We start from the raw sequence: 11,350 nt of genomic DNA on the forward strand, positions 1-11,350 counted from the left end.
GTGTTCAGGCTTGAAAGGGACGATTCGTCCACGCCCGCCCGGGCCGGCGCGACGAGCGGAACCATCCGCCCGCCGCGCCGGTCCCACCGTCGGTGGGGATGGTGTGGCCGGTGACAAAGGAAGACAGGTCGGAGGCCAGGAACAGGATCACGCGGGCCTGATCCTCGGGCAGCCCCATCCGTCCGACCGGCACCCACTGCGGCCACTGCGTCTGCTCCTCGGCCGACAGCCACTGCGAGTACGGCACCTGCAGCGATTCGGTGACGTCGGGCCCGATCGCGTTGACCCGCACGCCGTCCCGACCCACCTGCACCGCGAGGCTGCGGGTGAAGTGGATGACGGCGGCCTTGAAGGCGGCATAGACCGGGTCCTCGGGGTAGCCGCGAAGCCCCTCGACCGACGAGACGTTGACGATCGCGCCGGCGCGCTGCGCGACCATCGCAGGCAGGAATGCGCGGGTGAGGAGGAAGACGTGGTGCAGGTTGACGCGGTACAAGTCGTCCCACAGCCGCGGGTCGGTATCGACGAAATTGCCCGGATGCCGCAACCAATGGCCCACGTTGTTCACCAGCACGTCGATGCGGCCGTAGCGATCGAGCACCGACCGCGCCAGGCCGCTGACCTGCTCGGCCTCGCGGACGTCGATCACGACCGGCAGGGCCGAGCCACCCGACGCCGCGATGTCCTCGGCGGTCTGCCCGGCCAGCTTCTCGTCGATGTCCGCGATGACGACGTGCGCGCCGTGCAGGGCGAACAGCCGCGCGGTCGCCGCTCCGATACCGCCACCGCCCCCGGTCACCACCGCGACCCGGTCGGCCAGCAGCGCGGTTCCGCGCGTCGCCTCATCCATGCCCAATATCTTGAGCCACCTGCGAGAGCGGTAGCGGTACCCACCCCGCCTGCCCCTCAAACAGTGATGAAGGCGACATTTGCCAAGGATTCACCCACCGTTTTCGCGCTGCGGCGGCGGGTACTCCCGCTTGCACTAGGAGTTGAATGCGAATGACCATGAGCGCGAACCGTTATCACATATTGCCCAGCCAGGCAATGAACCGGCGAGTTCACCATGGCCACAGCCCGCAGTCCTTTGCTGTGTCGCTGGCCAGCCGGTTGCTGGTGAAAAATGTGGTGCGCGCTTGGGCCATTCAGCCGAATCTGCACTGGCCCTTTCAATACGTGGACGGTTTGGCGGGCTTGATACCCCATGTCACGCACTCGGCAAAGATCGAACCGATCCGGCTCGAGAACTGTGCTGCCGAATGGGTGCGGGTGCCCGGCGTGTCCGCCCAGCGGGCGATCCTCTACCTGCACGGCGGCGCGTTCCTCACCTGCGGCCTGAACACGCACCGGTCCCTGGTGACGCGCCTGTCGAAGGCCGCGGACGCCGGTGTGCTGACCGTCGGGTACCGAAAGTTGCCCACACATCAGATCGCCGACGCGATCGAGGACGGCATGAACGGCCTGCGCTGGCTGGAGGAGCGCGGCTACGGCGGGGACCGGATCGTCGTGGCGGGCGACTCGGCCGGTGGATACCTGGCGTTCATGATCACGCTGGCGGCCATTCGGACCCGTTTCCTGCGGCCCGCCGGCATCGCGGCGATCTCGCCGTTCACCGACGCCGACCCCGCCCGCAAACTGCGGCACCGCAACGCGCGCCGGTGCTCCATGTTCACGCGGGCGGCGTTGTCGATGTTTGCCCGCTACCTCGGCGAGGCGCGACTTCCGCACGACGGGGAAACGTGCACGCGCATCGAGTCACCGGTGGACGCGGATCTCTCGTCGTTGCCCCCGGTGGCCATCCACGCCAGCTCCGACGAGTTGCTGCTTCCGGACGCCGAGCTCATGGCAGAACGGTTGCAACTCAGCGGAGTTCGCTGCGATCTGCACCTGTGGGACCGCCAAATTCACGACTTCCCCATCGCGGCCGACATCCTGCCGGAAGGAAGGCGGGCGATTCGCTACATCGGCGACTTCATCAAAGAAGTCAGCGGTGCAATGGAGGGTTTGCCCAGCCGCCGCCGACACGACCTCGCGCGGCAACGGTCGAATTTCGCCGCCGCGGCCGGATAACGCATACCGCGGCGACCCGCCGAAGCGCCAGACCGAATCTCGGGTGCAAAATCCGTCGGCAATCATTCGTCGTCGCTCGGTTTTGCCCACTCTGCGGGTGCACGCGGCGGTGACCCGCCGCCGGTGAACCGCGTCGGCGACTTGGGCCGCAATCGGGCCCGCTGCCGATACAGTGGGTGCTCGTGAGCCCACCAGTCCCACCTGTGCTGACCGTGCGGTACGAGGGATCCGAGCGCACCTTCGCAGCAGGCACCGACGTCGTCATCGGGCGCGATCTCCGCGCGGACGTGCGCGTGGCGCACCCGCTGATCTCGCGGACCCACCTCATCGTGCGGTTCGACCAGGGGCGATGGATCGCCATCGACAACGGCAGCCTCAATGGGCTCTACGTACACAACCGTCGTGTCCCCGTCGTCGACATCCAGGACGGCATGCGGGTCAACATCGGCAACCCGGACGGCCCGGCGCTGACCTTCGAGGTCGGCCGCCACCAAGGTTCGGCCGGACGGCCCCCGCTGACGACGTCCATACCGATCTACAACCCGGCCAGCGGGCCGGGCGCCAGGGCGCCCCAGAGCCAGCCGCAGCAGGGCGCCCCGCAGTGGCCCGGCCCGCCGCAGCAGCCGTCGGGACCAGTCCGCCAGCAGCCGCATCCACCCGCTCCGCGGCCGGTCCACCCGCCCACCGGTCCGCAACCGGTTCATCCGCCGAGCGGATACCAGCCCGTCCACCCGTCCAGTGGCCCGCAGCAGGCGCCGAAGATCTACCGCCCCCAGACCGGGCAGCTGCCGCACGTCGCCGCGGGGCAGCCGGAGACCGCCCGCGTTGCGGAGCCCGCGGCAGGCGAGACCGGCCGCGTCGCCGATGCCACCAACATCGCCACGTCGATGATGAAGATCCTCCGGCCGGGCCGCACGTCGGTGGAGTCGATGCCCGGCGCGATCAAGATCGGCCGGGCCAACGACAACGACATCGTCATTCCCGAGGTGTTGGCCTCACGGCACCACGCCACCTTGATCCCCACGGCGCACGGCACCGAAATCCATGACAACCGCAGCATCAACGGCACATTCGTCAACGGCGCCCGCGTCGAGACGGCCGTGCTGCACGACGGCGACGTCGTCACGATCGGCAACATCGACCTCGTCTTCGCAGGCGGCACCCTGGCCCGCCGTGACGAGACGGCGACCGCGACGCGCACCGGCGGCCTGGACGTGCGCGGGGTGACGTGGACGATCGAGAACAACAAGGTCCTGCTCGACGACATCTCGCTGGGCGCACAACCGGGCACGCTGACGGCCGTGATCGGTCCGTCGGGCGCGGGAAAGTCGACGTTCGCCCGGTTGGTGGCCGGCTACACGCACCCGAGCAAGGGCACGGTTTCCTTCGAGGGCCACAACGTGCACGCCGAATACGCCTCGCTGCGCAGCAGGATCGGGATGGTGCCGCAGGACGACGTGGTGCACGGTCAGCTGACTGTCCAGCAGGCCCTGATGTACGCCGCCGAACTGCGGCTGCCGCCCGACACCACCAAGGCCGACCGCGAACAGGTGGTGGCCCGGGTCCTCGAGGAACTCGAGATGACCCAGCACCTGCACACCCGCGTCGACAAGCTGTCCGGCGGTCAGCGCAAGCGCGCCTCGGTCGCACTGGAGCTGCTGACCGGGCCGTCGCTGCTGATCCTCGACGAGCCGACGTCGGGCCTGGACCCCGCGCTGGACCGGCAGGTCATGACGATGCTGCGGCAGTTGGCCGACGCCGGCCGTGTGGTGCTCGTGGTCACCCACTCGCTGACCTACCTGGACGTCTGCGATCAGGTGCTGTTGCTGGCGCCCGGCGGCAAGACCGCGTTCTGCGGGCCGCCCAGCCAGATCGGTCCGGCCATGGGCACGACGAACTGGGCCGACATCTTCAGCACGGTCGCGGGCGACCCCGACGGCGCCAAGGCGCGCTACCTGGCGCGGACGGGCCCGCCCCCGCCGCCACCACCCGCCGAGCAACCCGCCGAAATCGGCGATCCGTCGCACACCAGCCTGCTCCGGCAGTTCTCCACGATCGCGCGGCGCCAGGTGCGGCTGATCGTCTCGGACCGCGGCTACTTCGTGTTCCTGGCGCTGCTGCCGTTCATCATGGGCTCGCTGTCGATGTCGGTACCCGGCGATGTCGGCTTCGGCAAACCGAACCCGATGGGCGCGGCGCCCACCGAGCCCGGGCAGATCCTGGTGCTGCTCAATGTCGGTGCGGTCTTCATGGGGACCGCGCTGACGATCCGCGACCTGATCGGTGAACGCGCCATCTTCCTGCGCGAACAGGCGGTTGGCCTGTCCACGTCGGCGTACCTGCTGGCGAAGGTCTTCGTCTACACGGTGTTCGCGGTCATTCAATCCGCGATCGTCACGATCATCACGATCGTCGGCAAAGGCGGCCCGACCCAGGGCGCGGTGGCGTTGGGCATACCCAACGTGGAGCTGTTCGTCGACATCGCGATGACCACCGTCGCCTCGGCGATGCTCGGGCTCGTGTTGTCATCCATCGCCAAGTCCAACGAACAGATCATGCCGTTGCTGGTGGTGGCGGTCATGTCGCAGTTGGTGTTCTCCGGGGGCATGATTCCCGTCACCGGCCGGATCGGCCTGGACCAAATGTCTTGGGCGACACCGGCAAGGTGGGGCTTCGCGGCATCGGCCTCCACCGTCGACCTGCTCACCCTGGAACAGGCCGTCCCCTCGGTGCCGCACGACTCGCATTGGCGTCACACGCTCGGCGCCTGGTGGTTCGACATGGGCATGCTGATCGTGCTCAGCATCGTGTATCTGGGCTTCGTGCGCTGGAAGATTCGCCTCAAGGGCGGGTGATCGTGAGCTGGCGTTTGAGTGTGCGGTCAGGGTGTTCAGTGTGCACTCAGGGCGGCGAAATCGCGATTGTTCCGCCCTGGCTTCACACAGAAGGCCTTGCGCTCACACGCAACGCCCTGGGTTCACACTCAACGCCCTAGGCGCCCTTGCGCACCGCTTGCTCGGCGGCCGCCCGCATCCGGTCCGACAACTGCAGCAGAGCATGTTCGCCCACCCCGTGCGGCACCGTGTAGGCAAGTTGCCGTAACTCGAGCGCGCAGTCGCGCAACTCCTGGCGGAGGCGTGTCTCAAGGGTGGGCATGGTTTCTTCCTCTACGAGGCCGTACCGAAACTCTGTGCAACAAATTTTCGCAGCCAACGGCCGGATACGCGACGGCGGCGAAGCGTTTTTACGGGAGGTTGACAGGGTTTTTACAGTCGAGCCCGGTTCGGTGACGTGGCCGTGAACGCGCAGCCGATCGGTGAGCGCCGGGCGGCGCCGGCTCATCGCGCCGGGCGTGAAGGCCGGGCGAAATGCCGGAGTGAATTTCGCGATGGCGTTACGCTGACGCGGCCTGATGGAAGGGTTAGGTTGCCGGGATGGACTTCGAACTCGACGCCGGGCAACGCGCGTGGCTGAGCGAGGTTCGTGAGTTCCTGCAGGAGAACGTCACCCCCGAGTTGCGGGCCGAACTGGCCGAGCACGATCTGGAGCTGCGCGACGGCGAGGTGGCACGGTTTCGCCGCAAGATCGGCGAGAAGGGCTGGTTCGGCCTCAACTGGCCGCGCGAGTACGGGGGACTGGGGCTCGGCGCGCTTCATCAGCACCTGCTGATGAGCGAGTTCGAATACTGGGGTGTGCCCGGCCCCGACCTGACGGTCACCTCGGTGGCGCCGATGATCATGCGCCACGGCACCGAGCGGAACAAGAATGAATGGCTACCGTTGATCGCCAAGGGCGAAATGGTCTGCGCGGTCGGATATTCCGAGCCGGACGCGGGCACCGATCTGGCCGCCCTGCGCACGCGCGCGACGCTCGACGGCCAGGATTGGGTGATCAGCGGCACCAAGATCTGGAACAGCGCGGCGCAGCGTGCCACCCACGAATGGCTGTGCGTGCGGACGGATCCGAATGCGGTGCGGCACAAGGGCATTTCGGTGATCATCGTGCCGATCGACAGCCCGGGCATCGAGATCCGCCCGCTCTACTCCTGGTCGGGCTATCGCACCAACGAGGTGCATTTTCGCGACGTGCGGGTGCCGGTCACCAACCTGATCGGTGAGGTCAACCGGGGGTGGACGTACATCACCGGCGCGCTCGATTTAGAGCGTGGGGCGCTGACCAACGCGGGCGACCTGCGCCGCGCGGTCGACGACTTGCTGCTGCTCGCGCGCGGCCCACGGCGTGACGGCACGGTGCCCGCCGACGACCCCGCGCTTCGGCGCAGGCTGGCGCGTGCCGAAGCCGACGTGGAGGTGGCGACGCTCATGGGCTACGAGGCCGCGTCGATCCTGGACGGCGGCGCCATCCCGACCGTGGAAGTCAGCGTGGAGAAGGTCTTCACCAGCGAGCTGCGCCAGCGCATCGCCGACCTGGCGCTGGACCTGCTGGGGCCCGACGGCCTGCTCGCGCATCGCGGACCGGACGCGCCGCTGGCCGGCAGGTTCGAACGGCTGTACCGCGCCGCCCCCTTGATGCGGTTCGGCGGGGGTACCAACGAAGTCCTGCGCGACATCATCGCCCAGCGCGGCCACGGAATGCCCTCGTATGGACGTTAGACCCAGCGCCGAGCAGCGCCAGTTCGCCGCGACGCTGCGCAAGCTGCTCGCGGCGGAGAGCCCCGCCGGCCTCGTTCGCGGCCTGCACGAACCCGGCGCCGACCGAAGCACCCCGGCGCTGTGGAAGGCCCTTGCGGACGCCGGTGTTTTCGGCCTCGCCGTCGCCCCGCACGACGGCGGCTCCGGCGGCTCCCTGGACGACCTCGGCGTGTTCTGCACGGAGGCGGGCCGTGCCCTGTGCCCGACGACCGTGCACAGCACCATTGCGGCCGCGCTGGCGATCGATCAACTCGCACCGCCCGCGGGCAAGTCCGGGTGGCTTCCGGGGCTGGCGAGCGGCGCGATCCGCGGCACCACGGCGTTGTGGAGTGCTCGCGACGCCGCGGACGTCTCGCCCGCGCTGGCAGCCCATCCCGACTCCGGCGGTGCCTGGCGGCTCACCGGAACAGCGGACTACGTCGCCGACGCCGACGTCGCCGACCTGATCGTGGTGTCGGCCGCCGCGGCCGGGCGCACGCTCGTCTTCGTCGCGGACGCGCACGCGACCGGGGTGACCGCGGACCCGCTGGCGATGGCGGGGGGCCACCGGGCGTTCACCGTGCGCTTCGACGACGTGACCGCCGGCGCCGGCGCGCTGCTCGCCGAGGCGGACCGGCGGGGGCTGCGCCGCGTCGCGAACACGGCGGTGGCGCTCGGATCGCTCGACCTGGTCGGGGTCGGGCAGGCGGTGCTGGAACGGACCGTCGAGTACACCAAGCTGCGCCACCAGTTCGGCCGCCCGATCGCGTCGTTTCAGGCCGCCCAGCACCTGATCTCCAACATGCACATCGCCTTGGCCGCCGCGCGATTGGCCGCGCACTCGGCGATCTTCTGGCTGGCCCGCGGCCGGCTCGCGAGCAGGGAAACGGCGATCGCGCGCCTGCACGCCGCCACCGCCGCGAGGCTGGTCACCCTGGACGCCCACCAATTGCACGGCGGAATGGGCTACGTCACCGAGACCGACCTGCATCTGTGGAGCGAACGAGCGAGGCTGGGCTCGACGCTGGGCGGCGGACCCGACGTCGCCGCGGCCTGGCTGGAAGAGGAGCGAGCCGGTGAATGACGACTCCCTGATCGACGCCGAGTCGGCATCGCGGGTGGGCACCGTTGCCGCCTCTGCCACCGGCGAGGTGAATCGGCGCGACTGGCAGCGGTGGGCGGCCGCGGTCGGTGACCACAACCCGCTCTGGTACGACCCGGAATACGCGCGCGCCAACGGCTTTCGCGACATCATCTGCCCTCCGCTGTTCCTGCAGTACGCGGTGCTCGGCATCACGCACCTCGAGGCGCTGCGGCCCGACGGGTCGTCCGGCGCCGTCTCCGGCGGTCTCGCGTTTCCCCGCGCACCCAAGCGGATGGCCGGCGGCGAGAGCTTCACCTTTCACCTCCCCGCCTACCATCGCGACGAGATCGAGATGGTCCGCACCATCGAGGCGATCGTCGAAAAGCATGGCCGCTCGGGGAGATTCGTCCTGGTCACCTGGCACACGGTGTACCGCAACCAACACCGCGATCTCGTCGCCGAAGCGTCGACGTCGATGATCGCCCGGCCCTAGGATCGCTCGTGACCGGCAACCAGGTGTTCTACGAAGACGTCGGCGTGGGGGATTCGATTCCGGCGCTGGCCGTCTCCGTCGACGAGACGCAGCTCTTCTTCTTCAGCGCCGCCACCTACAACGGCCACCGCATCCATTACGACAAGGACTGGGCCCGCGGGGTCGAGGGCTACGACGACGTGCTGGTCCAGGGCCCGCTGCAGGCGGCGCTGCTGGCCCGCGCGCTCGGCGACTGGATCGGTGGACGCGGCCGCCTGGTGTCGTTCTCGGTGCAGAACCGCGCCGTCGCGTATCCCGGCCAGCGCCTCAGCTTCGGCGGCGAGGTGACCGGGAAGCGCCTCAGCGAAAGTGGCGCGGGGCTGGTGGATCTCGAGATCTCCGGCCGCCGCGACGCCACCGTGCTGATGCCGGGAACCGCGACGGTCGAACTGCCGCGGCGCGGAACGCCGTCGTGACGGGTCTGCGTGGCGAGGCGGCCATCGTCGGCATTGCCGAGTTGCCCGCGCAACGGCGCCCCACCGGGCCCCCGCGGTTCACGCTCGACCAGTACGCCCTGCTGGCGAAGCTGGTGATCGAGGACGCCGGCGTCGACCCGGCGTGCGTCAACGGCCTGCTCACCCACGGGGTGGCCGAGTCCGCGATGTTTGCGCCCGCCACGCTGTGCGAATACCTCGGCATCGCACTGGATTTCGGGGAACGCGTCGACCTGGGCGGGGCCACCTCGGCGGGGATGGTCTGGCGGGCGGCGGCGGCGGTGGAGCTCGGCATCTGCGACGCGGCTCTCGCGGTGGTTCCGGGTTCGGGTGCGCAGCCGCAATCCGACACCAGGCCGCCACCCGCCCCGAATTGGTATGGGGCGTCGTCCAACAACTACGGCTCGCCGCAGGCCGAATTCGAGATCCCGTACGGCAACGTGGGCCAGAACGCGCCGTACGCGCAGATCGCCCAGCGCTACGCCGCCGAATTCGGCTACGACCCCGAGGCCGTCGCCAAGATCGCCGTCGACCAGCGCACCAACGCGTGCGCGCATCCTGGCGCGGTCTTCCACGGCACCCCGATCACGGTCGACGACGTGCTCGCCAGCCCGATGATCGCCGACCCCATCCACATGCTCGAGACGGTGATGCGGGTGCACGGCGGGGCCGGCGTGTTGATCGCCAACGCGGACATCGCGCGCCGAAGCCGCCGTCGTCCGGTGTGGATCAAGGGCTTCGGCGAACACATCGCGTTCAAGACCCCCACCTACGCCGAGGACCTGATGCACACACCGATCGCCCGCGCCGCCGGCAAGGCGTTCGCGATGGCCGGGCTGGACCGCGCCGACGTCGACGTCGCGTCGATCTACGACTGCTACACCATCACGGTGCTGATGAGCCTGGAAGACGCCGGCTTCTGCGGCAAGGGCGAAGGCATGTCGTGGGTTACCGGCCACGACCTGACCCACCGCGGCGACTTCCCGCTCAACACCGCCGGCGGTCAACTGTCCTTCGGCCAGGCCGGGATGGCCGGCGGCATGCACCACGTCGTGGATGCGGCACGCCAGGTCATGGGCCGGGCCGCCGACGCGCAGGTGCGCGACTGCCACACCGCGTTCGTCACCGGCAACGGCGGCATCATGAGCGAACAGGTCGCGCTGCTGATGCAGGGGGACTAGCAATGGGGACAGTGCCCGTACCCGTGCCCGAGCCGACGCCGGTCTCCCGGCCCTTTTGGGACGGCCTGGCCCGGCACCGCATCGTCGTGCAGTACTCGCCGTCGCTGGGGCGCTACGTTTTCTATCCCCGCACCCTCGCGCCGGGTTCGCTCGCCGATGACCTGGAGTGGCGCGAGATCGACGGCGGGGGAACGCTCTACACCTACACGGTCGCCCGAAGGCCGACCGCGCCGCCCTGGGCGGACGCGGTGCCGCAGCTGCTCGCGGTGGTGCAGTGGGACGCCGGGCCGCGGATCAGCACCGAACTGGTGGACGTCGACCCGGGCGACATTCGGATCGGGATGCGCGTGCGGCCCGTGTTCTACGATCTTGACGACAAAATCACTTTGCTGAGGTACCGGCCGGCATGACCGACGCAACGGTGCGGGCGGAGGCGCACATGGACCAGGCCCCCGACGGCCCCGACGGCCCCGACGGCACCGTGCGGGCGATGTTGCGCGAGTTGAACGCCGGCTTCCCCCACGTCGAGGCGATGACCGGTCCGGAGGCGCGGGCCGCGGTGGCCGCCCGGCGCGTGCCGGCCACCAACATCGCGGACGTCCGCAACACCGTCGACCATGCAATCCCGGGCCCGGCCGGCGCCATCGCATTGCGCGTCTATCACCCGCACGGAAAGGCCGACGGCCCGCGCGCCGGGATCGTCTTCTACCACGGCGGCGGATTCGTGTTCTGCGACATCGAATCCCACGACGGCTTCTGCCGGGCCCTGGCGCGCGGCACCCAGGCCGTCGTCGCGTCCGTCGGCTACCGGCTGGCACCCGAGCACCCCGCGCCCGCGGCCGCGCTCGACGCGTTCGCGGCATTCCGGTGGGTGATCGAACACGCGGACGGCCTTGGCGTCGACGCCAGCCGGACCGCGGTCGCCGGCGACAGCGCCGGCGCGAACCTGGCCGCGGTCACCGCGATCCTGTGCCGCGAGAACGGCGTCGCCCGTCCCGCCGCGCAGTTGTTGCTCTACCCGGCCGTCGATCCGTCGTTCGACACGGACACCTACCACCGCTACGGCACCGGCTACTTCAACACCCGGGCGGCAATGCAGTGGTATTGGCATCAATACCTCGGCGGCGAACGGGATTTCGACCCACCCTGGATCGTCGCGCCGGCTCGCGCGGAAAGTCACACCGACCTGCCCCCGGCGGTGATCGTGACCGCGGGCCTGGACCCCTTGCACAGCGAGGGATGCGACTACGCGCGCCGGCTACGCGACGCCGGAGTGCCCGTCGTGCACCGGGACTTTCCCGGGTTGTTCCACGGCTTCCTGACGATCCAGCCCTTCCCGCCCGCGGATTCGGCGCGCGAGCTGGTATGCGCCGACCTCCGGGAGCTGCTCGCCCCGATTCGCTGTGAGTCGAGGTGAC

At 69.5% G+C, this 11,350-nt stretch carries 11 protein-coding genes; 9 read left to right on the forward strand and 2 right to left on the reverse strand.

Features of this window, described 5'->3' with window-relative positions:
- Nucleotides 1-4: 4 nt before the first annotated feature.
- On the reverse strand, nucleotides 5-850 hold the full coding sequence (locus tag A5696_RS13150; protein ID WP_067878971.1) for an SDR family NAD(P)-dependent oxidoreductase: 846 nt from the start codon (nucleotides 848-850) through the stop codon (nucleotides 5-7).
- Between the two features lie 197 nt (nucleotides 851-1,047).
- Between A5696_RS13150 and A5696_RS13155 the strand changes: the two genes are divergently transcribed.
- Nucleotides 1,048-2,070 carry an alpha/beta hydrolase gene (locus tag A5696_RS13155; RefSeq protein ID WP_231964311.1) on the forward strand — a complete coding sequence of 341 codons (1,023 nt, stop codon included), beginning with the start codon at nucleotides 1,048-1,050 and terminating at the stop codon, nucleotides 2,068-2,070.
- A 176-nt stretch (nucleotides 2,071-2,246) separates the two neighbouring features.
- Nucleotides 2,247-4,925 carry an FHA domain-containing protein gene (locus tag A5696_RS13160; protein ID WP_197516965.1) on the forward strand — a complete coding sequence of 893 codons (2,679 nt, stop codon included), beginning with the start codon at nucleotides 2,247-2,249 and terminating at the stop codon, nucleotides 4,923-4,925.
- Nucleotides 4,926-5,061: 136 nt separating this feature from the next.
- Here the strand turns inward: A5696_RS13160 and A5696_RS28000 are convergent, their stop codons facing one another.
- Nucleotides 5,062-5,226: a hypothetical protein gene (locus tag A5696_RS28000; protein WP_193376463.1), complete on the reverse strand. Its 165-nt coding sequence runs from the start codon at nucleotides 5,224-5,226 to the stop codon at nucleotides 5,062-5,064.
- Between the two features lie 278 nt (nucleotides 5,227-5,504).
- Here A5696_RS28000 and A5696_RS13165 point away from each other — a divergent pair, with 278 nt between their 5' ends.
- From A5696_RS13165 to A5696_RS13195, 7 genes are read left to right on the forward strand one after another with little or no spacing between them, the layout of a single operon-like run.
- A complete protein-coding gene (locus tag A5696_RS13165; RefSeq protein WP_067878984.1) occupies nucleotides 5,505-6,683 on the forward strand; it encodes an acyl-CoA dehydrogenase family protein in 1,179 nt (392 codons plus the stop codon).
- Nucleotides 6,673-7,785 (forward strand): acyl-CoA dehydrogenase family protein, encoded by a 1,113-nt coding sequence (locus A5696_RS13170; RefSeq protein WP_067878987.1) that lies wholly within the window; start codon nucleotides 6,673-6,675, stop codon nucleotides 7,783-7,785. The genes A5696_RS13165 and A5696_RS13170 overlap by 11 nt, the downstream gene beginning before the upstream one ends.
- Nucleotides 7,778-8,278, forward strand: a complete 501-nt coding sequence (locus tag A5696_RS13175) for a MaoC family dehydratase N-terminal domain-containing protein (RefSeq protein ID WP_067878990.1) — start codon at nucleotides 7,778-7,780, stop codon at nucleotides 8,276-8,278. The genes A5696_RS13170 and A5696_RS13175 overlap by 8 nt, the downstream gene beginning before the upstream one ends.
- An 8-nt stretch (nucleotides 8,279-8,286) precedes the next feature.
- Nucleotides 8,287-8,733 (forward strand): MaoC/PaaZ C-terminal domain-containing protein, encoded by a 447-nt coding sequence (locus tag A5696_RS13180; protein ID WP_067878994.1) that lies wholly within the window; start codon nucleotides 8,287-8,289, stop codon nucleotides 8,731-8,733.
- A complete protein-coding gene (locus A5696_RS13185) occupies nucleotides 8,730-9,932 on the forward strand; it encodes a thiolase family protein (protein WP_067878997.1) in 1,203 nt (400 codons plus the stop codon). The genes A5696_RS13180 and A5696_RS13185 overlap by 4 nt, the downstream gene beginning before the upstream one ends.
- 2 nt (nucleotides 9,933-9,934) lie before the next feature.
- Nucleotides 9,935-10,342, forward strand: coding sequence for a Zn-ribbon domain-containing OB-fold protein (locus A5696_RS13190; protein ID WP_067879000.1), 408 nt, complete (start codon nucleotides 9,935-9,937; stop codon nucleotides 10,340-10,342).
- A gap of 29 nt (nucleotides 10,343-10,371) precedes the next feature.
- Nucleotides 10,372-11,349, forward strand: a complete 978-nt coding sequence (locus A5696_RS13195) for an alpha/beta hydrolase (protein ID WP_082969015.1) — start codon at nucleotides 10,372-10,374, stop codon at nucleotides 11,347-11,349.
- The last annotated feature ends 1 nt before the right edge of the window (nucleotide 11,350 follow it).

The organism is Mycobacterium sp. E2699 (assembly GCF_001666745.1).
GTDB lineage: Bacteria > Actinomycetota > Actinomycetes > Mycobacteriales > Mycobacteriaceae > Mycobacterium.